Origin of the sequence: Streptomyces sp. NBC_01320 (assembly GCF_035974375.1) — a bacterium.
GTDB lineage: Bacteria > Actinomycetota > Actinomycetes > Streptomycetales > Streptomycetaceae > Streptomyces > Streptomyces yanii.
Genome location: NZ_CP108390.1, coordinates 9,760,290 through 9,779,858, shown reverse-complemented (window position 1 = coordinate 9,779,858; position 19,569 = coordinate 9,760,290). Strand labels below are relative to the sequence as shown.

Here is a 19,569-nt window from a genome sequence, read left to right as displayed (position 1 = left end):
TGGCGACACGGAAACGTCCCCGCAACCGTCCGGAAGTGGTATCCATGGCTGCCTCGGCATCCGCCCCACCGACCACCCGCTCGCTGAAGCGCATCGTCGCCGCGAGTCTCATCGGCACCACCATCGAGTGGTACGACTTCTTTCTCTACGGGTCAGCAGCCGCGCTGGTCTTCAACAAGCTGTTCTTCCCCGACTCCGAACCGCTCGTCGGAACGCTCCTCTCCTTCCTCACCTACGCGGTCGGCTTCGCCGCCCGGCCGCTCGGCGCCCTGGTCTTCGGGCACTACGGCGACCGGCTCGGCCGCAAGAAGCTGCTGGTGCTGAGTCTGCTGCTGATGGGAGGTGCGACCTTCGCCATCGGGCTGCTGCCCACACACGCCACCGTCGGCGTCGCCGCTCCCGTACTGCTCACGGTGCTGCGTCTGGTGCAGGGCTTCGCCCTCGGTGGTGAGTGGGGCGGGGCCGTGCTGCTGGTGTCGGAGCATGGGGATGCGAAGCGGCGCGGGTTCTGGGCCTCCTGGCCGCAGACCGGGGCGCCGGCCGGGCAGTTGCTCGCCACCGGAGTGCTCTCCGCGCTCACCGCGCTGATGTCGGACTCGGCCTTCGGGGCGTGGGGCTGGCGTATCCCGTTCCTGCTCTCCGGTGTGCTGGTGGTCGTCGGCTTGTGGATTCGTCTCTCTGTCGATGAATCGCCGGTGTTCAAGGCGGCGTTGGCGCAGGCCGAGGGGCGCAAGGCGGCCGCGGCGACTGCCGAGAAGATGCCGCTCGTCGCCGTGCTGCGGCACCACTGGCGGGATGTGCTCATCGCCATGGGCGCCAGGATGGCGGAGAACATCAGCTACTACGTGATCACCGCGTTCATCCTCGTCTACGCGGTGACGGCCGCCGACCTGAGCAAGCAGACGGCGCTGAACGCCGTACTCATCGCCTCCGCCATCCACTTCGCGGTCATCCCGATGTGGGGTGCGCTGTCGGACCGGATCGGCCGCAAGCCCGTCTATCTGGTCGGGGCGGTCGGTGTGGGGCTGTGGATGTTCCCGTTCTTCGCACTGATCGACAGCCGCAGCTTCGGCGGTCTGCTGCTCGCCGTCACCGTCGGGCTCATCTTCCACGGCGCGATGTACGCACCGCAGGCGGCCTTCTTCTCGGAGATGTTCGCGACCCGGATGCGGTACTCGGGTGCGTCGATCGGTGCGCAGTTCGCCTCGGTCGCGGCCGGTGCTCCGGCGCCGCTCATCGCCACCGCGCTGCTCGTGGACTACGACAGCTCGACACCGATCTCGCTGTACGTCATCGCCGCGGCACTCATCACTGTGCTGGCGGTCGTGTGCGCCAAGGAGACCCGGCACCGGGATCTCACGGACATCGAGGCGACGGCGGAGCCGGACGCGACCGCGGTGCTGCCCGCCGATGCCCGTACCGCCTGAGTTCCGGTGGCCGGACGGGCCGGGAAACCGGCCCGTCCGGCCACGGTGCGTCTACTACCGCGTCACGGCTGGACCGTCGGCTCGAACCAGGTCGGTTCGTCGGTCAGGGACTGCTTGATCCGGAAGAGGCCGAACTCGTTCAACGGCGGCAGGGCGTCGAGCGGGAACCAGTCCACCTCCAGGGACTCGTCGTCATTGACGCGCGCCTGCCCGCCGGTCGCCCTGCAGCGGAAGGTGATGTCCAGGAACTGGCACCGGTCGCCATTGGCGTACTGCACGGGGTTCAGCGCCTGGGTGAGCACCACCCGCTCCGCCACACAGTGCACGGCGGTCTCCTCGTACACCTCGCGCACCGCCGTCGTCGCGGGCTGCTCCCCCGGTTCGCAGATGCCGCCGATGAGCGCCCACTTGCCGGTGTCGGAACGTCTGCCGAGCAGAACCCTGCCCTCGTCGTCGAAGACCACGGCGCTGACGCCCGGCAGCAGGAGCAGCTGTGTGCCCGCCGTGGCACGGATTTCACGGATGAAGTCAGGAATGGCCATGCGCCGACCCTACGTGGCCCACCCCACCGTTCAGCGTCCTCGGCGCGCCCGTACCGACCTGACGGTCACCCAGCCGAGTCCCGCCGCGGCGATCAGCACGAGCAGCCCTTCGGGGAGCGTGCCCAGCCGGGTCGCGGGGGTCAGCGAGGAGCGCAGCGGGACCTTGTCCACCAGCGCGTCCGGGGTGAACATCTTCGTCTTCTGGACGATCGTCCCGTTCGGGCGGATGACCGCGCTGACGCCGCTGGTGACGGGGACGACGACGGACCGGCTGTGTTCCACGGCCCGCACCCGGCTCATGGCCAGCTGCTGGTACGTCATCTCGCTGCGCCCGAAGGTGGCGTTGTTGCTGGGGACCGCGATCAGCTGGCTGCCGTGCTCGACCGTGTCGCGTACGGCGTCGTCGAACGCGGCCTCGTAGCAGGTGACGAGCCCCACCTTGGTGCCCGCGAGGTCGAACACGCCGACCTTCTTGCCCGGTCCGAAGTCGCGCTGCACCCGGTCGACGTCGGAGCTGAAGATGCGTGCGAACGAACGCATCGGCATGTATTCGCCGAACGGCTGGATATGGCGCTTGTCGTACGTGGCGACGGGGCCGCCCGAAGGGTCCCACTGGATGAGGGTGTTGCGCAGCTTGCCGGTGTCGGGCTCGATGACCGCGCCGACCACGGTGGGGGCGTTGATCGCCTTCACCGCTTCGTCGATGACGATCCGCGCGTCGGCATTGCGGTAGGGGTCGAGATCGGAGGAGTTCTCGGGCCACAGGACGAAGTCGGGCTGCGGTACCTTGCCCGCCTTCACCTCGCGGGCGAGCTGTTCGGTGCGGCGTGCGTGGTTGTCAAGAACGGCGCGGCGCTGGGCGTTGAAGTCGAGTCCGAGGCGCGGCACATTGCCCTGGATCGCGGCGACGGTCGCGGTTCCGTCCTCCGCCGAGTCGTCGACGAGCGGGCGCGCGGCCAACGCCGCGGCCAGGGGTACAAGGACGGTCGCGGCCGCGGTGGCGACCGCGGCACGGGGGATCCGACCGGTGCTGCGGTATACACGGAGGGAACGCACCGCTTCGAACAACCCGAAGCCGCACAGCACCACCGCGAACGAGAGCAGCGGCGTGCCGCCCACCGCCGCGAGCGGCAGGAACGCGCTGTCGGCCTGCCCGAAGGCGATCTTGCCCCAGGGGAACCCGCCGAACGGCACCCGGGCCCGGACCGCCTCGTCCAGGGCCCAGACCGCGGCGGCCCAGACCGGCCACCAGGCGAGGCGGGACACGGCGGCGACCCCGATGCAGCCCACGGCGACGAACAGCGCTTCGGCGGTGGCGAGGGCCAGCCACGGCACCGGACCGACCTCCTCGCCCGTCCAGTGCAGCAGCGGCAGCATGAAGCCGAACCCGGCGAGCAGGCCGATGCCGAATCCGGCGCGCAGCCGGCGGCCGTGCAGGACCCAGCCGAGCAGTGCGAAACCGGGCAGAACCAGCCACCACAGCGGTCGGGGCGGGAAGCTCAGATACAGCAGCACACCCGACAGCACGGCTGCGGCCGGCCGTGCGAGCCGCGGCAGAAACTGTCTCCCCCGCGGCTGAGTGGCGGAGGACTGCTGGTCGTCGACTGGGCTGATGGTGGCGCTCACCTGGCGGAGTCTACGGTGGTGAGGCAAGCGCGGGGCAGACCCGGGGCGGGGACGGAATGCATTCGGAATGCTGCCTGCCGGATCGTTCCTGCGCTTTACCTCCACAAACCCGCCCCACTCCCGTTACCGTGTGCGCCAGTCCCCCGCCGACCGGCCGGATCCGGCCGTCGTGGACGGGACGGTCACAGTTCGGGGGGTCGGACGCGATGACTGCACGGGCGGGCCGGTACGGGGCTCGGGAACGCGGCAACGCGTCCGATGCCGCCGGAGCCGTGATCCTCGCCGCCTGCGCGATCTGGTCCTTGATCAGCGCGGCCGGGCGGGAGACGAGGCCGGAGGGTGTGCTGCTGGCGCTCCTGGCAGTCGCCGCGGGGTTCGCCTGCGGCCGGATCTGCGGCACGCTGCTGCCGGTGGCCACCGCGGCGGTCGCCGCCGTCGCCGCCCTCGTCCTGGCGCTCGTCTGGCGCGGTGGTATGCCGGGCGCCACCGCCGCTGCCGATGTCGCGCCCGGTCACACCGGGGCGGCGGCCGCGCTGCTGGTACTGGCCGCGGGCGCCGCCTGCTGTGCGGCCGCGGCGGCCCGCCGGGCACCGGTGCGTCTCACGCTGCGACTGCTCGCACTCGGCGCCGCCTGCGCCGCGTCGGCCCTGCACTCGGTGGCCGGGTTCGTCACGGCGCTCGGAGTGCTGCTCAGTTCGTTGGCCGCGGTCAGGATGCGTCGCAGACTGCTCGGTCTGACCGGGCTGGCGCTGGTCACGGCGCTGGTCGTCGGTACGTCGTGGGCGGTGGCCGAGGATGCGCTGCCCGACGGGCTGATGGTCTCCCTGGAGGGGCAGCTCACCCGGAACCGGGTGCTGCTCTGGCAGGACGCGGTGGATCTCGCCGAGGAGCATCCGCTGCTGGGCATCGGGCCCGACCGGTTCGCCGAGCTCAGCCCCACCGCCCAGCAGACCGTGCGGTCGGACGGGAAGCCCCACTCGGCGCCGCTGCAGCAGGCCGCCGAGCAGGGGATCGTGGGGCTGGCGCTGCTGGGGGCGGCGTTCGGCTGGCTGCTGTACGTGCTGTGGCGCTCACCCCGCAGCACGGCGGTCGTGCTGACGGCGGGCTCCGCGCTCACCGCATTGGCGGCGCTGGCCAGTGTCGGGAATGTGCTGAGCTTCACGCCGGTGACGGCGGGCGTGGGGCTGCTCGCGGGGCTGGCCTCCGCCCGGCAGCCGATCGGGGACGGCACGCCGGACACGTCCCGTCCGGACGGTGACGAGGATGCGGGCCGTGCCGCGTACGGCACGGGGACCGCGGCCGGACGCCGTCCGCGGGTCGGTCGCACCCCCCTCTGACGGGTAGGGCACCGCTGACCGCTCAGGTCCCGGCAGTTGCGTCGGCCGCCGGCAGGTGGAGCCGTTCGCGGATGAACCGTACGCCCTCTTCCGCATCGTCCACCGTCACGGTGAACGTCCGGCCGTCGCCGAGCTTGAGCACCAGGCCCTCTCCCCTGCGGACCACCACGGCCGTCCCCCGCTCGGGGCGCCACCGGTAGCCCCAGCCGCCCCATTGGCGGGGGGTGATCCGGGGGAGGAACTCCGCCCCGACCACATGGGTGAGCAGGATCCGCCGACGCGGCACACCCATGTGGCCGCAGCGAACTTCCAGAGCGTCTCCGTCGACCCGCACGGCCACATTCACAAAGGCGAGCGTCCCGAACAGCATGAGCAGTCCGGCCGCCACGCAGCCGATCACCGACATCAGCAGGGGGGCGATGCCGGAGGTCCAGTTGGAGCTCACGGCGAGCTCGATACCCAGTGCCATGCACGCCGCACCGGCTGCGGCGAGCAGCCACTGCGCCTTGTTGGTGGCCCGGCCGGTCCAGACGGCGGGAGCCGCCTCGGCACCGGTCTCGCTCGGTTTCCGGGGGTGGTCCCTCATGCCAGCAGCGTACTCAGAATCCGGGCATCCGGGATGGGCCGGACGGGCCCTCGCCGAGTCGACGACGGCTCAGCGGGCGGGGCTGACGGCTGCCAGCAGCCGCCCCTCGGCGTAGGTCAGGGCGGCTTCCGGCAGCTCGGCGTCACGGCCGCTCAGGAGCACGGTGAGGGAGGTGGCCGGTTCGGCCGACGGCGCGGGTGCGACCCCGATCCGGCGCAGCGCCTGGGCGGCGACGGCCCCGGCGGAGCCGTGCAGTGCTACGGGCGGCAGGCCGGGCTGCTGTACGGCGGCACGGATCCGTTCGGCGACCAGTTCGTAATGGGTGCAGCCGAGCACTACAGCCCTTACGCCCGGTGGAGTGAGCGCGGCGGCTGCGGCGACGGCACGGTCGATCGCGGCTTCGTCCGCGTTCTGCACAGCGTCCGCGAGGCCGGGGCAGGGGACCTCGGTGACGTCGACGGAGCCGGCGAATTCCCGGATGAGTCCGCGCTGGTACGGACTGCCCGTCGTGGCGGGGGTCGCCCAGATGGCGACGGGTCCGCCACCGGCCGCGGCCGGCTTGATCGCGGGGACGGTGCCGATGACGGGCAGCGTGGGTTCCAGCGCGGCACGGAGCGTCGGCAGGGCGTGTACGGAGGCGGTGTTGCAGGCGACGATCAGCGCGTCGGGCCGGTGGGCGGCGGCCGCGCGGGCCACGGCCAGGGCGTGGGCGGTCAGGTCCTGCGGCGTCCGCGGACCCCAGGGCATGCTTTCGGGGTCGGAGGAGAGCACCAGATCGGCGTCGGGCCTCAGCCGACGTACCGCGGCGGCCGCCGGGAGCAGGCCGATTCCTGAGTCCATGAGCGCGATCTTCACCCGGTCACCATAGTCGACCGCCCTTGCGGTCTCGTCGGAGTGGGGCAGACTGCGGCAAATGAGCGCCGTTGCCTGGATCGCCGTGGGTTCGCTGGCCGCATGGGTGTGGCTGCTGCTGGGACAGGGGTTCTTCTGGCGGACCGACCAGCGGCTGCCTCGACGTGCGGCGCCGGACCGCTGGCCGTCGGTCGCGATCGTCGTGCCCGCGCGTGACGAAGCCGACATGCTGCCGGTGAGCCTGCCGTCGCTGCAGGCGCAGGACTATCCGGGGGCAGCGGAGATCTTCCTGGTCGACGACTGCAGCAAGGACGGCACCGGTGATCTCGCCCGTGCGCTGTCCGTGCGGTACGGCGGGCTGCCGGTGACGGTGGTGTCTCCCGGGGAGCCGGAGTCCGGCTGGACGGGCAAGCTCTGGGCCGTACGGCACGGGATCGCGCTCGCGCGGGCCCGGGAGCCGGCGCCGGAATTTCTGCTGCTCACGGACGCGGACATCGCGCATGAGCCGGACAGTCTGCGGGAGCTGGTGGCCGCCGCCTGTTCCGGCGGGTTCGATCTGGTCTCGCAGATGGCCCGGCTGCGGGTGGCGAGCGTCTGGGAGCGCCTTGTCGTGCCGGCGTTCGTGTACTTCTTCGCGCAGCTCTATCCGTTCCGGTGGGTGAACCGGGCGAAGGCACGGACCGCGGCCGCGGCGGGCGGCTGTGTTCTGCTGCGGACCGGGGCCGCCGAGCGGGCGCGAATTCCGGAGTCCATCCGGCAGGCGGTCATCGACGACGTGTCGCTGGCGCGTGCGGTGAAGCGCAGCGGCGGGCGGATCTGGCTAGGGCTCGCGGAGCGGGTGGACAGTGTGCGGCCGTATCCCCGGCTGGCGGATCTGTGGCGGATGGTCTCGCGCAGCGCGTACGCACAGTTGCGGCACAGCACGGTTCTGCTCATCGGTACGGTGCTGGGTCTCGCGCTCGTCTATCTCGCCCCGCCGGTCACGCTGGCGGCAGGGCTGCTGGGCGGCGACCGGCCGGCGGCGTGGGCGGGTGGCGCGGCGTGGGCGGTGATGGCGGGGACGTACATGCCGATACTCGGCTACTACCGGCAGTCGATGTGGCTCGCGCCGTTGCTGCCGTTCACCGCCGTGCTGTATCTGCTGATGACGGTGGACTCGGCGGTGCAGCACCACCTCGGCCGCGGCGCGGCCTGGAAGGGGCGTACCTACGCCCGTCCCGAGGCCGCACCGGACCGATGAGCGGAGGGAACACCGGTCCGTCCGCGGTGACGGGACCCGGACGGACCGGGGGTCATTTACGGCCGCGCGTCCAGTTCATCCCCCACCCATAGGCGTAGTCGATGGTGCGCTGCGGACTCACCCCGCGTTCGGGTACGAGATAGCGGGCTTCGCGCTGCACGGTGAGGTCTCCCCCGTTGTTGGTGATGAGTGCGAGTGCGCAGACGGTGGAGGGAACGGTGCATTCGTCGAGCGAGAAGTCGATCGCGGCGCCGTGCTGCGGCTGCAGGGTGACGGTCGCGTGCAGATCGGCGAAACTCCGGGCGCCTTCATAGATGGTGACGAAGATCAGGACTCGGCGGAGCCGGTCCTTGTGGTCGAGGTTGATGGTCAGGTTCTCGCCGGTGGAGACGGCGCCGGTGCGGTCGTCCCCGTCGAGATGGATATACGGGGGCTGTCCGAGAGCGCCGAAGGCGTTTCCGAGCGCCTGCACGACTCCCTTCCTGCCGTCGGTCAGTTCGTAGAGAGCGCAGAGGTCAAGGTCGAGATCCGCGTGGTTGGCGATGGCCCTGCCGAGTTTGCTGCCCCAGCTCTTGAACTGTTTGCGCACCTCCCAGTTGAGATTGACACGCATGGTTCCCGACGTGCCGCCCTGTTTGGCGAGGGAGACGGACGGCGTGTCCTTGGTGAGCGTCACCTTGGAGAGCCGGACGGGCTGGGGGGACGGCGGTACGGGCGGCGCGGCACGGGGCACCGGGGGTGCCATCGGAGCGGCAGCCGGGGGCCGCGCGTGCGGCGGGAGCCCGGGCGGTGACGGCAGGTCAACTCGTGTTGCACCTTGGGGTTGTTGAGACTGAAGAGGCTGGTGCGATTGCTGAGGCTGTTGGGGTTGCTGCGGCTCGTCGACGGAAATACCGAAGTCCGTGGCGAGACCTTCGAGGCCGCTGCTGTATCCCTGCCCCACGGCGCGGAATTTCCAGGCGCCCTGCCGACGGTAGAGCTCACCCAGAATGAATGCGGTCTCCACCGTCGCGTCCGCGCTGTCGAAGCGCGCGATCTCGGATCCGTTCGACATGTCCATGATCCGTACGTACAGGGCCTCCACCTGCCCGAAGCTGCCACCGTCCGCGGAGGCGGCCAGGACGATGCGCTCGATGACGGGCTCCACCCGCGCCAGATCCACCGCAAGGCTGTCCGTGGCACTGCCGGCGGCGTTCCGTTTGCCCTCATGACGCACCGCGCCGGAGCCGTGCACCGGCTGGTTGTAAAAGACGAAGTCCGCGTCGCTGCGCACCTTTCCCGACACGAGAAGGAGCGCCGATGCATCCACGTCCGGCGCCCCCGGGGCGGTACGCCACCCCAATTCGACCCGCACGGCCTGGGCCGCCACTGGAACATTGGCTCCTTTTAGCATGGTCATGCTCACCCCATCACGAGTCCGGCCACCCGAAGACTTTTCCGTGCCAACCTAATCCGCACCCTGCCACGGATCCCACAGTCGCTCCGGACCCTGTCCAGCGATCCTCCGGTAACCGTTCCTAACCAGTGTGCGTAAGTGAGTCTTGGACCCACTGTTGCGTACTGGGCGCATCCCGAACGGTGTTGGATGCGCTGGGTTCCCGCTTTCGCTTCCCGCTCGGCGACGGTCCTCCAGGGGGCCGGTCCGTTGTGGGTGGGCGGGTTCCCTCACGCCCCCGGTGACCTGGTTCGGCCTGGGCGGTCCGATGCCTCGCACGATCACTCCGGTCGTGTGGGGGCGGTGCCGTCCGACGCCGGATCGGATGTCCGAGGGCGCGTCGCCCGATCGCGATGCCCGCGGCATCGTGACGGGACATCTTTCGGTGGGGGGTGACCAGCGGTTTCTGCCAGTGCTGGGCACCCCACAGGCTGGTGTAGGCGGGGTCGACCGCGACGATGCTCAGGCCGTGTTCGGCGGCCATGGAGACGAGCCGGGCCTTGAGCCTGCCGGTCGGGATGCCGGAGATGAGCTGCCGGAACCGCTTCTGGCGGCCGTGTTTCTCACGGGTCTTCTCGGTGGTGAAGTCGAGGTCTTCGATGCCGATCGCGGCGACACCGATACGCACCGCCCAGTTGATCAACCGGGTCAGGGCGTGGCGGATCTGGGCGTCGCGGTGACCGGCCGAACCGGACAGGTCATAGGGGAAACGCCGCGGGTCACCGATCGGGTTGCCGTGCCGGTCGAGAAGGTAGGCGGCGAAGTGGTCGGCGTTGGTGTCGACGCCGACCATGCCCCGGGCGCGGGCGGTCTCCAACGGGATGGTCTTCACGGCGGTGCGTTGCCAGGATGCGGTGAGGTACCAGCGGCCACGGTCCACGTCGAGGTGGACGCGGTAGGCGACGGCCCGGTTCGCGGCGATGCGGTCGGCCCACTCCGCGCCCCGGTGCGCAAACGCGATGCGGGCACTGAGGGTGTACCGGCCGTGCCGGGCGTTGGCCAGGTGCGCGAGCGGGGCAGGCAGCCTGATGCTGACCTCACCAGTGTCGGTGACGCGGATCGTCTCGTTCCCGAACCGCTTCCCCGACTCACCATCAGCAGCGATGAACCAGCGTCCCGCCTCCCACCGTTGCCGCCATTGGTCTTCGGTGAGCTGGGCCTCGGTGAGGTGGTGGCGGGTGTTGAGGAGACGCTTACCGCCCCGTACGACCCGGACCCGCCCGGCCTCCCAGTCGGCGACAGCCGCCGTGTGCCGCGCTTCCAGCATCGCAAGGCGGCGGGACTTGCGGAACCACTCGCCCTTGGAACGGTAGCCGCCCGCGGCCCGCCTCGTTCCGGGCTCCCCGAGCGGGAGGGACAGGCGGTGCCGCAACGTCCTGATCCCGGCCGCCAGCTTCTGGATGTGCGCTGCCTGGCAACGGCGCGCGAGCGCCCACTGACCGTGCGTGGCCTTCGTGATCGCCCCCGCGATCCGCGACGACGACACCCCGGATCAGCTCCCGCTTACGCGCCGCCCAGGTCTCCGCACCGTGCTCCAGACCATCCGCACAGCGGGCCTTGAGATCACCGGAAGTCAGCGCGCCTTGATGCTCACCGACCGCGCGCAGCACCCTCTCGTCCTCGACGGTCAGGTGCTTGAGACGATCCCGGACCGCCACCCCGCAAGGCCCGGGCACCACGAAGGAGGCCGTCAGCTTCCGTAGACCACCCACCACATCACCCCCTCCCCGGCCGGACACCTGCCACCAGACCCAACGAGCAGCAGCCACCAAGGTCACCCATTCGGCCCCAGAACCCCCGTTCCCACCCCCGCGAATGCACCGCCAGGACTCACTCCTGCTCACCACCACTCACTTCGACTCAGTAAACCGACAGCAGCTCACAACCCCCCGTGAATCGCAGATGTGCGGCGGGACGCCCGTGACCTCCGCGCCGGCTTGCGGGTCCACAGCCTGGCCCACATCGTTACCGTTCCTGGGCAGTGGGCAGGAGTGAGTCCTGGCTCACCGGCACGCCCCGAACGGTCTTGGGCGCACTGGTTCTCCGCTTTCGCGTCCCGGTCGGCGACGCATATCCCGTATGCGCTCCGTTCCAGGTGGGCGGAATCCCTTACGACCTGGCCATATGGGTGTGACCCGAGGCGACGGGGAGGCCCCGAACCATCTCGCTGGTGATACGGGGGCCCCGACTGCTGACGCCACACCCGGCGTCCCAGATCGCACCGAGAACGTTACGCACACCCCGCCGGGCATACCCGCAGATCGTCACGCCGATCACCCAATCGTGCCCATGTTCGCCAAAACGATGTGTCTGCCCAGCAGTTGTGAACCCTCGCCCGGCAGTACCGGCTTTCTCCCGGCCGATCACATGATCGCGTGGCTGTGCCCGTCCGCGCCGACCGTTCCGGTCGAGGAGCTGAGGGCCCGGCTCGGGACGATCCTCGCCTGGGACGTGGACGGCCCCGGCCCGCCTGAGACCAGCACCACCGTGTCTGAGATCAAGGACCTCACGCGCGAAGGCTTCGGGCTCGCCGAGGAACTGACCCGACAGATAGCCACCATCTCCCGGTACTCCGCCGCGGCGTTGGAGGCGTCCGTCGTTCTCGGCGAGGCACAGCTACGTGAACTGGACCGGCCGGGGCTGCCGTACTAGTACTGCAACCGCATCTGGAGAATGTGGCCTCGGCGTTTGTAGTGGGAGCGGCGGGCTCGGGCCTGGCTGCGTCGTCGGAAGCGTGACCAGTGCAGATGGTGCTCGTTGCTGTGACAGTGGCGCGTGACGACGACGTGGCCCATCAACCGGCGGATCTCCGGGACGCTGAGGGGTATGAGGTCTTGCTCGTCGTCGAGAGTGCCCCTTTTGTGGCTTCTGCGGCGCGGATGGCGGTCAGGTAGGCGAGGGCGGCCATGGCCAGGGTGATGTGGCGGTACCAGGCCCGGTAGAGCCGCACCTGGTAGTGGTCCAGACCGCACTCTCCCTTCGCGGTCTGGAAGCACTCCTCCACGGCCCACCTCGCGGCAGCCACTTTGACCAGGTCTTTCAGTCGGGAGGCGACCGGGCCGTAGCAGACGTAGTAGGCGATCTCGCTCGGGTCGCTGACGCTGCGTCGGGCCAGCACCCAGTGCCCGAAGCCGTTCTCCCAGTACGGGCGGATCGCGACACGCGCCCAGTCGTAGATCCGCTCACCGTGCGCGCCGGCCCCGCCGGAGATCCGTTTCCACCGCTGGCGGGGCAGCACGGCGACCAGCTGGTCCACCCGCGCGTCCGCCCCGCGCGCGGCGATCACGGTGTCGTTGACCTTCGTAGCCAGCACGTGCGCGACCCGACGTTCCTCCAGCCACACGCGCAGGTGCTTGACCTGCCCGTATGCCTCGTCAGCGGTGACCCACGCGAACGGGACACCCGCGTCGATGGCGCGTTGCAGCATCCACTTGAAGTGCTCGTTCTTGGTCGCGAAGGGAACTCCGTCGTCGATCCCGGCCGCGCGGCAGCGGTCACGGTCATCCGTCCAGGAGACAGGGATGTAGAGCTCGCGGTCGATCAACGCCCGCCCCCTGGCGGAGGCGTAGGCCAGGAATGTTCCGATCTGGCTGTTCTCCGTGCGGCCGGCCGTGCCGGTGTACTGACGCTGGACGCCGGCGGACTTGGTGCCCTTCTTCAGGAAGCCGGTGTCGTCACCGATCAGCACCGCGTCCTTGGCACCGATGGTCTCCACGACGAAGTCCCGCACATCGTCGCGGACCGCGTTCTCGTCCCAGTCGGAGTGGTTGAGCAGCCGCTGGACGCCGTCGGGGCGCAACTGCCCGACCTGCTCCGACAGCGTCCACCCGTTCTTCTTCTCAAGCGGCGCGAGCAACCCGTTCAGGTAGTCCGACGCCCGCTCGCGGGGCTCCGACCTGCCGAAACGATGGGCGAACCGGGCATGGAACCCGGCTATCCCCTCGGACCACGACTCGACCTGCTCAACCGTCAACGATTCATCGCACAGACGGAACAACGAGCCACTCCGCCACCTGTCACGGCAGATGCGGTTGCAGTACTAGGGGCGACTTGGTGCGCAGCAGATCGTCGAGGGCCGCCCGGTAGCCGTTACGGGCATCGAGCGCCGCGTCCAGCCACTATTCATCCCGCCGCAGGGTTTCCGCCGACAGCTCGCCCATGTCGCGGTCGGGCGCCATGGCGGCGTGCACGCGGTTACGGACACGGGCGACCTGCTCCTCGGCCAAGGCGAGGAACGACCGCGGTTCGAGCGCGCGGATCACCGCAGGAGAGGCACCAGTACTGGTCGCCGTCTCGTACAGCTCAGCGACGGGGACGTCGAAGACGTCCTGCAGCTCCCCGTCGACGGTGCTGGGCTTGAGCCGGACGCTCATCGCTGCGCTGCCCTTCCCGTTCGCGCCGCCGATGGCGGTGCCGGTGCGGTCGCGGGTCAGTGCGGAGGGCTGGTCTGCACGGCTGGTCCCTTACGGCCAGCGCGGCTGAGACGGGCGAGCCGTTCGGCAGCGAGATCCCTCCTCCCCGGAGCGTCCGTGTCGAGAAGCCACCGTACGACCAGAGCTCGCCCATCCCGTGCGGCAACAGCCGCGTTGACGCGGTGGGCGAGGCCCAGCGTCGGATTGTCCACCTCGCTGGGCTGGGTCTCCAGCGCGGCAAGGAGGGCGTCCTCCGCCCGGTCGAGCTCCGCCTGGGAGTCCGCCAGAAGCCTGTGCCACTTGACGACGTCGGTGGCGTCAGGGTTGGCAGTCCGTGCCACGGAGACCGCGGCCTTCAACTGATCCATGCGCACCCCGAAATGCGCTTCGATCTGTGCGGTGAGTACGCCCACGACATTCTCTGTGGTGTCGGATATGTCGTCGGACAAGGGGATCTCCTCTTCGCGGGAAGGGAATTGAAGGAGGAGCGATCAACTCGGCTACGTTGTCGCCGGGTTATCGCCGAGTGCCTGTCAGTCAAGGCACATGTAGACGTCGCGGTAGACGTAGGTGCCGGACACCCGGCCCTTCACGCGGTGGAGGACTCCGACGGCGGTGGACCGGTCGTGGGCTTGGAGCGGATTGTCACCGCGCGGGTGCCGATGGCCCACAGTCCGGGCCGGCCGCAGTCGCGGATCGTCGGCAGGGCGCTCTGCGCGCTGCTGGGCACGGCCGATGGGGTGGCGGTGGCCGCGGTCGCGGACGCGATCGGCAGCACGAGGGAGCCGAGCATCCCGGCAGATATGGAGATTCTGGTTGAGCGCATGCGGAAGTAACCTCCGTACGAGAAAGGGGGAATGCGAAGAGAGGCGGACCGGTCGTGTCGCCCCGTCGGCTGTCTAAAAGTCCGGAGAATCGCCGGTTTGGCCAACCGGCGATCGTCGGCTATGTTCCGTCGCGCCAGTCGGCTTGTTGGTCAGCGCGATCGGCCGGGCGGGCGAGGAGCACGCGCCTTTGGCGGGAGAACCTGGCGGATTGGCGACGCAGTCGGCCGCACCGGCGGAAGGGGTCCTGCCGTGCCGGCGAGCCGGTCGTCGCACCACTGGAGGGCTTCTTCGACCGTGACGAACCCGCCCTCGCGCGGGGTGTGGGTCCACGCATCGGTGCCGACCTCCTCGACCACGACGCGGACCGGAGACGGGGCTCGCTCGTCGAGGACGCCCAGTGCCACCACGGTGACCATGTCGTCCGGGTCGTCGCGGGTGTAGGAGTAGCCCATCGCGTAGTGGTCGCCGTCACCCGAAGCGAACGGGCTTCGGCGGTCACAAGAGGATCTCCCGTGGTGGACAGTTCAACCACCTCGTCCCAAAGCGGCCGTTCAGCGCCCGTTCCCCCGCCTCTCAGCAGTCGAACACTCCCCGGAAGTGCCCGTAGTTCTCCAACGTCGGGCTGGTTGTCGCGGTGTTCGTTCCGCTTCCACGCGCGTCGGCCAGGTCGCCGGTGCCCGATCCCCGGATGATCCGCCAGGTTCCGCCACCCGCTGTGCTGCCCCGTCCGATCCAGGTGAACGATCCCGATCCGCACCCCTCGGCCGAGCCCGTCAGCGTCTCCGTCCCGACGTAGCGGTACTGACCCGGCGTAGACTCTGGGTACAGGCAGTAGTCGTAGGTCGTCGTGCCCTGCCAGACATCGCCCGGCTGCGTCCCGAACGTGGCACTCCCGTGGATCGCTGTGCCACCCGGAGCACAGACTGTGTCCGTCGAAGGGACGATCTCCGTGCCCGGGTCGTAGTAGTGACTCAGGATCTGCGAGTCCGCTGCGCTGCCGGGCGTCGCGGCGAGCACAGACGCCGTCAGTGCGAGCGCCACCACGCCGGCCGCTCTGGTTATGCTCCAATTCATTTGTCTTTACCGTTCTCTGAGGGTTCATCAAGGAGTTTCGCGGAGATCCGAAATAGCTCGTACGCGGTGACGGTTTCGAATCCCAAGTGCTCTTACACGGGAAAGCCGAACGGGCTGACCTGAAGGGTGCCGACGCTCAGTCCGCGTTCCCGTCCCGCTTCGAGTGCCGCCTCCGTGAGTGCCGTGCCGATGCCTTCGCGCCGTTGGTCCTCGACAGTCATGACGACATAGACGCCGACTAAGGGGAGAAGCCAATGATGCCCATGTGGAGGACTTCAGCCCCTTCCCTAGTTCGCCATACCAGTCAAGTCCAGGAAGACTTCCATGTCCGCGCTCAGCACGAGCTCGGGGTAATACACCACATCCGGGCCGAGCATGAGGAGTTCCGGATGTGGATTGAGCGGTCTGCCTCCCCAGTCGACGCCCAGCGATCTGATCCGGCCCGCGCCTTCCCGAGGCCGCTCCGCGAGAGAACTGGACCAGTCGTCGAACAACGGCCGTACCCGCCACAGCACCACTCGACCGGACCACCGGATGAATTCACGGGAATCCTCGAAAAGGCCTTTCAGAGAATACCCGTCCGGACCGCACACGCCACGGCCTGCGTCCTGTTCTTACAGTTCAGCTGCTTCACAGTCTCATGGATGATTCCCTTGATCGTCCGCTCCGAGTAGCTCATCTTCTCGGAGATCTCAAGCGTGTTCATCCCTTCGGACAGCATGCGGAGCACCTCGATCTCCCGCGGCGCGAGTCCGCCTCTCCTCGACAACTGCGCGAGCGTCTGCTGTCGTTGCTGATGCCCCAGTTCGGCAATCAGATGACCCACCAGTTCATTCGGAAAACGACTGCGTCCGGAGCTCGCCTCGATGGTCGCGTCGAGAAGTTGCTCAAGGCTCGAGCTGCTTCGGTAGAGAAAGCTGGTCAGTCCGTATTCGACTGCCAGGGTGAGTTGCTGCTCGTTGACGCGATCTGCCATCACCACGACCGGGACCGGTGCGCCGCCGGCGCGCGCAGCATCCTGCCTGAGAACCCTGAGCCAGTCGTCGTTCAGGCAGTGCAGCAGCATGACCGACACGTCCACATCGGGGAGTCCCTGCTGGGGAACGATGTTCACGCCGGAATGCGACTGCAGGTAGGCGCCGGTCGCATGTTCCAGGAAGGTGTCGCTCGCCCTCAGGACAACTCGGATCGGAACTGCCAGCGCGGTTCCCGTTCCATCCGTCTGAGTCACAGTCATCGTCACTTCAGCAACCCCCAGATAGAACCGACATGCACACCTCGGCACGCACCCTGGCCTGCCGCTTGGACGACGGGGCCTGCGAGTGGGCTTCGAGCTACATCGGCACACTACGGCGACTGCCAGTGGCGCAGCTTCGGTCAAATGACCCAGTAAGATTTCAGCCAGCTTGGTTCTCTTAGTGCACTATGCGCCGGTTTCAAGTCGGATCGATGTCGAGGGCCACGGCCGGCACGAACAGGAAGCATCACATACCCTTTCGCGCTGACGTGGCCCTCGCGTGTGCCCTGGGCCTCATGGCGTTCCTACAGTCTTCGAGAGAGCCACTGACACAGCGCTCCTGCCGACTCCTCCATCCTCCGCGGCTCAGGGAGAAGCGACGCCATGAACGTGACGAAGAGACCCCTCGACAAAGAACCGAGCATACGCTCGACGATCGTTCCGTCCGACCTCAGGACCGACCCCGAGGTCCGAGCGCAGCCGGTCCCGCGTGCCGCTGCCCGGATAGTCTCCAACGGCGGGCGCGGAATAGCCCGCGACCGGCTCCAGCTGTGCAGCCAGTACGGCACGCGATTCCGCCGGACCATGTCGGACGTGGGAGGGGCACTCCCGAAGGAGTGGGCCTCTGGGGACGGCCGTCGCGCCGGCGACGTCGGCGCTCTCGCCGACCTGGCCGCGGTCCGCCTCTACCTGGCCGAGGAGTGGGCATGGCTGGATCCGACGCTGCTCGAGGGAGAGCCCGGTGCACACATCCCTCTTGCTCGTTGCGTCGCATCAGGCCTGCGCAGGCTGCCTGTTTACCGAGGTCCCGCGATCGTGCGCACCGGTGTGGCCGACAGCCTGGTGAGGTGGTATCGCGACAACCCCGTGGTCGTCGACCACGGTTTCTGGAACGCGACGTCGTCCCCAGCGGCGCTTGGCGCGGGAGGCCCCGGGTATCTGGTGTGGTCGCTCACCGGACGCCGTACGGACTCCGTCGATCCGTACACCCGAGGAAGGCTGGTGTTCGTTCCCGGCACTCGTTTCAAGGTCCTCAAGGTGCTCGACAGCCGGGGGCCCCGCGTGCTGATGCGCGAGATGTTCCCCCAGGAGCCCGCTGAGAAGCGTCCGGCCAGTCCCGGCGCCCGCAACGCCGAGTGGCTGGACGGGACTACGCTGGAAGAGCTGACGCAGTCGACGGCCAGGCCGGCCGGACTGATCGTCGCCGAGTGCACGGGCCCGCGGAACCGCCCCCCGGGGCTGATCACCGCGAAGTAGGGGTGCCGTTAACGAACGTGTCACCTGCTGCAAACGGTGCCGTGCGGCTTGATCGGGCTGCTTTTTCAGGTGGTTGTACGGGCGCGTTCGAGGACCCGGTACACCGTGGCGCGGCTGAAGGAGAACTGTTCGGCGAGGTCAGCGATGGAGTGCTGACCGGTGGCATGCTGCTCGGCCAGGTGGGCGTGCCGACGGGTGACGGGCTTCGGCTGCTTGCATTTCAGCTTCCCCTTCGCCCAAGCGACTGCCACGCACTCGCGGCTGCGCAACCGCAGCAGGTCGACCTCGAACTCGGCCAAGGTGGCGCGGATGTTGAAGAACATCTCGCCCATCAGGTCGGCCTGGTCGTAGACCGTGCCCCGAGGGAGAACCGGACGCCACGGGCGACGAGGGAGTCGGCGATTGTCGCGGGCGTCGGGAACGGAGCGGGCAAGGCGGTCGAGTCCGGGCGAGTACCCGGGCCCGCGCCTCCGCTGGCAGCCGGGCGGCGATACGCGAGAACCACGTCTCCTCCGCGGTGCGCAGGGCGGATCGGACCATCCGCGTGTTCCGGTCCGCTGCCAGCGGCTCGATGCACACCTCGCGGCAGTGCTGCAGTAACTCCTCACGGACCCGCTCCGGCCTGCGCTCCGCGTGCGCGATGTTCGCCACCAGCCAGGCCGTCAGCTTCTCCGCGTCCTGAATCGAGCACACCCGAAACCCCAGGTACTCGCGTATCTGGGCACAGTGGTACTCGATCGTGCTGCCGGTCCACTGGTAGGAGTCGAACTCCCTGGCCGGCAGCTTCATCTGCCCGGCAATGTGGGCGACCACCTCATCCGGGAACTCCGCCCGGCCCCGGGGGAAGCGCACTCTGCCGCGTGTAGTGCTTCAGCAGCAGCGCGAAGCTCAGCCGCGTCGGCCCGCGCTTCCCCTCCACGGGCCGCCATCGGGAAGTGGATCGACGAGGACGGCCTGCGCTTCGGACCAGGCGAACGCATCGAACTGTGCTACGGGTCGCATTCGACCTACACTCTGCCTCCCGAAGCCCTGCGCATCACGGCGGAGGAGTCCGCACGGCGAGGCGCCCCGGGGCACATTCATGCCGCGGAGACGTCGGCCGAGGACATCACGCCCCGGGAGCGGTTCGGATCCGTTCCCCGGCTGCTCCGGGAGACCGGGCTCATGGACGGGCGGCTGCTGGCAGCCCATTGCCGTCCACCTCTCCGAGGGCGACGTCTCCTTGCCGGCCGAGTCAGGAGCCGGCGTCGCACACCGCCCCGGCTCGAACGCCAAGGTCGCTTCCGGAACGGCCCCTCTCCATGCCCTCCGCACGACGTCGGCTTCCGTCGGCCTCGGGACCGACGGCCCCGCAAGCAAGTGCGATCTCGACCTGTGGGAGGAAGCCCGCCTCGCGATGATGTTCTCCCGCCTCGCCACCACGGACCCGTCGGCGCTCACCGCCGAGGAAGCGTTCCTGATGGCGGGGACAGTCGGCGGCGCGGCACTCAACAGGGCGCATGTGGGCGGCCGGCTCCCGAGCGGTCAAGGACGTCTGGGCGGTCGGCAGCACGCGTCGCCTGAGGCGGTGCACCTACCGCTCGTACAAGGCGAACGACCAGAGGTCTTGGCGAGCGACGCAAGGTCTGGCAATGTGATGTGGCTCACACACATACAAGCGAACTTTCGGGTGTCCCTTCCGTCATGCCCTTGATCCGGCTCGAGCAGAATGGAAGGT

Annotated in this window: 19 protein-coding genes and 4 pseudogenes; 6 read left to right on the top strand and 17 right to left on the bottom strand. The window is 69.0% G+C overall.

Annotation, left to right across the window (positions count from 1 at the left end; translation table 11 throughout):
• Nucleotides 1-44 precede the first annotated feature (44 nt).
• On the top strand, nt 45-1,427 hold the full coding sequence (locus tag OG395_RS44350) for an MFS transporter (RefSeq protein WP_327247961.1): 1,383 nt from the start codon (nt 45-47) through the stop codon (nt 1,425-1,427).
• A 62-nt stretch (nt 1,428-1,489) separates the two neighbouring features.
• Here the strand turns inward: OG395_RS44350 and OG395_RS44345 are convergent, their stop codons facing one another.
• Both OG395_RS44345 and lnt read right to left on the bottom strand, forming a co-directional pair.
• Nucleotides 1,490-1,969: an NUDIX hydrolase gene (locus tag OG395_RS44345; RefSeq protein WP_327247960.1), complete on the bottom strand. Its 480-nt coding sequence runs from the start codon at nt 1,967-1,969 to the stop codon at nt 1,490-1,492.
• A 30-nt stretch (nt 1,970-1,999) separates the two neighbouring features.
• A complete protein-coding gene (lnt, locus tag OG395_RS44340; RefSeq protein WP_327247959.1) occupies nt 2,000-3,595 on the bottom strand; it encodes an apolipoprotein N-acyltransferase in 1,596 nt (531 codons plus the stop codon).
• 206 nt (nt 3,596-3,801) lie between these two features.
• Here lnt and OG395_RS44335 point away from each other — a divergent pair, with 206 nt between their 5' ends.
• Nucleotides 3,802-4,932 carry an O-antigen ligase family protein gene (locus OG395_RS44335; RefSeq protein WP_327247958.1) on the top strand — a complete coding sequence of 377 codons (1,131 nt, stop codon included), beginning with the start codon at nt 3,802-3,804 and terminating at the stop codon, nt 4,930-4,932.
• A 22-nt stretch (nt 4,933-4,954) separates the two neighbouring features.
• On the opposite strand, the gene OG395_RS44330 is transcribed toward OG395_RS44335, so the two are convergent.
• Both OG395_RS44330 and OG395_RS44325 read right to left on the bottom strand, forming a co-directional pair.
• Nucleotides 4,955-5,518 (bottom strand): hypothetical protein, encoded by a 564-nt coding sequence (locus tag OG395_RS44330; protein ID WP_327247957.1) that lies wholly within the window; start codon nt 5,516-5,518, stop codon nt 4,955-4,957.
• Between the two features lie 69 nt (nt 5,519-5,587).
• The gene (locus OG395_RS44325; protein ID WP_327247956.1) at nt 5,588-6,373 is read right to left on the bottom strand and encodes a glutamate racemase; all 786 of its coding nucleotides are present in this window, start codon (nt 6,371-6,373) and stop codon (nt 5,588-5,590) included.
• Nucleotides 6,374-6,431: 58 nt separating this feature from the next.
• Here OG395_RS44325 and OG395_RS44320 point away from each other — a divergent pair, with 58 nt between their 5' ends.
• Entirely contained in the window at nt 6,432-7,610 is a 1,179-nt protein-coding gene (locus OG395_RS44320; protein ID WP_327247955.1) for a glycosyltransferase, read from the top strand.
• 52 nt (nt 7,611-7,662) lie between these two features.
• On the opposite strand, the gene OG395_RS44315 is transcribed toward OG395_RS44320, so the two are convergent.
• Entirely contained in the window at nt 7,663-8,979 is a 1,317-nt protein-coding gene (locus tag OG395_RS44315; protein WP_442818666.1) for a TerD family protein, read from the bottom strand.
• Nucleotides 8,980-9,127: 148 nt separating this feature from the next.
• Nucleotides 9,128-10,757, bottom strand: a pseudogene (locus OG395_RS44310) (IS200/IS605 family accessory protein TnpB-related protein).
• Between the two features lie 577 nt (nt 10,758-11,334).
• On the opposite strand from OG395_RS44310, the gene OG395_RS44305 reads away from it, so the two are divergent.
• Nucleotides 11,335-11,697: a hypothetical protein gene (locus OG395_RS44305; RefSeq protein ID WP_327247954.1), complete on the top strand. Its 363-nt coding sequence runs from the start codon at nt 11,335-11,337 to the stop codon at nt 11,695-11,697.
• Nucleotides 11,698-11,839: 142 nt separating this feature from the next.
• Here the strand turns inward: OG395_RS44305 and OG395_RS44300 are convergent, their stop codons facing one another.
• The 9 genes and pseudogenes from OG395_RS44300 to OG395_RS44260 all read right to left on the bottom strand — a co-directional run bounded on the left by OG395_RS44300 (nt 11,840) and on the right by OG395_RS44260 (nt 16,595).
• On the bottom strand, nt 11,840-13,018 hold the full coding sequence (locus OG395_RS44300; RefSeq protein ID WP_442818665.1) for an IS701 family transposase: 1,179 nt from the start codon (nt 13,016-13,018) through the stop codon (nt 11,840-11,842).
• 70 nt (nt 13,019-13,088) lie between these two features.
• A pseudogene (locus OG395_RS44295) lies at nt 13,089-13,418 on the bottom strand (hypothetical protein); the annotation flags it as partial.
• A gap of 56 nt (nt 13,419-13,474) precedes the next feature.
• On the bottom strand, nt 13,475-13,906 hold the full coding sequence (locus OG395_RS44290) for a hypothetical protein (RefSeq protein WP_327247953.1): 432 nt from the start codon (nt 13,904-13,906) through the stop codon (nt 13,475-13,477).
• A gap of 140 nt (nt 13,907-14,046) precedes the next feature.
• Nucleotides 14,047-14,283 (bottom strand): hypothetical protein, encoded by a 237-nt coding sequence (locus OG395_RS44285; RefSeq protein WP_327247952.1) that lies wholly within the window; start codon nt 14,281-14,283, stop codon nt 14,047-14,049.
• 150 nt (nt 14,284-14,433) lie between these two features.
• A pseudogene (locus OG395_RS44280) lies at nt 14,434-14,760 on the bottom strand (hypothetical protein); the annotation flags it as partial.
• Between the two features lie 97 nt (nt 14,761-14,857).
• Nucleotides 14,858-15,358 (bottom strand): DUF3224 domain-containing protein, encoded by a 501-nt coding sequence (locus OG395_RS44275; RefSeq protein WP_266988909.1) that lies wholly within the window; start codon nt 15,356-15,358, stop codon nt 14,858-14,860.
• Nucleotides 15,359-15,450: 92 nt separating this feature from the next.
• Entirely contained in the window at nt 15,451-15,579 is a 129-nt protein-coding gene (locus OG395_RS44270) for a hypothetical protein (RefSeq protein WP_327247951.1), read from the bottom strand.
• 66 nt (nt 15,580-15,645) lie between these two features.
• Nucleotides 15,646-15,873, bottom strand: a complete 228-nt coding sequence (locus OG395_RS44265; protein ID WP_327247950.1) for a hypothetical protein — start codon at nt 15,871-15,873, stop codon at nt 15,646-15,648.
• A gap of 50 nt (nt 15,874-15,923) precedes the next feature.
• The gene (locus OG395_RS44260; protein ID WP_327247949.1) at nt 15,924-16,595 is read right to left on the bottom strand and encodes a helix-turn-helix transcriptional regulator; all 672 of its coding nucleotides are present in this window, start codon (nt 16,593-16,595) and stop codon (nt 15,924-15,926) included.
• A gap of 384 nt (nt 16,596-16,979) precedes the next feature.
• Here OG395_RS44260 and OG395_RS44255 point away from each other — a divergent pair, with 384 nt between their 5' ends.
• Nucleotides 16,980-17,852: a hypothetical protein gene (locus tag OG395_RS44255; RefSeq protein ID WP_327247948.1), complete on the top strand. Its 873-nt coding sequence runs from the start codon at nt 16,980-16,982 to the stop codon at nt 17,850-17,852.
• 65 nt (nt 17,853-17,917) lie between these two features.
• Here OG395_RS44255 and OG395_RS44250 read toward each other — a convergent pair whose 3' ends face one another.
• The gene (locus OG395_RS44250; RefSeq protein ID WP_327247947.1) at nt 17,918-18,460 is read right to left on the bottom strand and encodes a recombinase family protein; all 543 of its coding nucleotides are present in this window, start codon (nt 18,458-18,460) and stop codon (nt 17,918-17,920) included.
• Nucleotides 18,435-18,704, bottom strand: a pseudogene (locus OG395_RS58600) (DUF4158 domain-containing protein); the annotation flags it as partial. The gene OG395_RS44250 and the pseudogene OG395_RS58600, both read right to left, overlap by 26 nt.
• On the opposite strand from OG395_RS58600, the gene OG395_RS58595 reads away from it, so the two are divergent.
• A complete protein-coding gene (locus tag OG395_RS58595) occupies nt 18,652-19,545 on the top strand; it encodes an amidohydrolase family protein (protein ID WP_442818664.1) in 894 nt (297 codons plus the stop codon). The pseudogene OG395_RS58600 and the gene OG395_RS58595 overlap by 53 nt on opposite strands.
• Nucleotides 19,546-19,569: the final 24 nt, after the last annotated feature.

Coding starts and splice junctions, on each gene's coding strand:
- OG395_RS44320 (WP_327247955.1), top strand. CDS start 6,432: ATGAGCGCCGTTGCCTGGATCGCCGTGGGTTCGCTGGCCGCATGGGTG.
- OG395_RS44345 (WP_327247960.1), bottom strand. CDS start 1,969: ATGGCCATTCCTGACTTCATCCGTGAAATCCGTGCCACGGCGGGCACA.
- OG395_RS44350 (WP_327247961.1), top strand. CDS start 45: ATGGCTGCCTCGGCATCCGCCCCACCGACCACCCGCTCGCTGAAGCGC.
- OG395_RS44285 (WP_327247952.1), bottom strand. CDS start 14,283: ATGCGCTCAACCAGAATCTCCATATCTGCCGGGATGCTCGGCTCCCTC.
- OG395_RS44255 (WP_327247948.1), top strand. CDS start 16,980: ATGAACGTGACGAAGAGACCCCTCGACAAAGAACCGAGCATACGCTCG.
- OG395_RS44270 (WP_327247951.1), bottom strand. CDS start 15,579: ATGACTGTCGAGGACCAACGGCGCGAAGGCATCGGCACGGCACTCACG.
- OG395_RS44335 (WP_327247958.1), top strand. CDS start 3,802: ATGACTGCACGGGCGGGCCGGTACGGGGCTCGGGAACGCGGCAACGCG.
- OG395_RS44260 (WP_327247949.1), bottom strand. CDS start 16,595: ATGACTGTGACTCAGACGGATGGAACGGGAACCGCGCTGGCAGTTCCG.
- OG395_RS58595 (WP_442818664.1), top strand. CDS start 18,652: ATGTGGGCGACCACCTCATCCGGGAACTCCGCCCGGCCCCGGGGGAAG.
- OG395_RS44305 (WP_327247954.1), top strand. CDS start 11,335: ATGTTCGCCAAAACGATGTGTCTGCCCAGCAGTTGTGAACCCTCGCCC.
- OG395_RS44330 (WP_327247957.1), bottom strand. CDS start 5,518: ATGAGGGACCACCCCCGGAAACCGAGCGAGACCGGTGCCGAGGCGGCT.
- OG395_RS44275 (WP_266988909.1), bottom strand. CDS start 15,358: ATGAATTGGAGCATAACCAGAGCGGCCGGCGTGGTGGCGCTCGCACTG.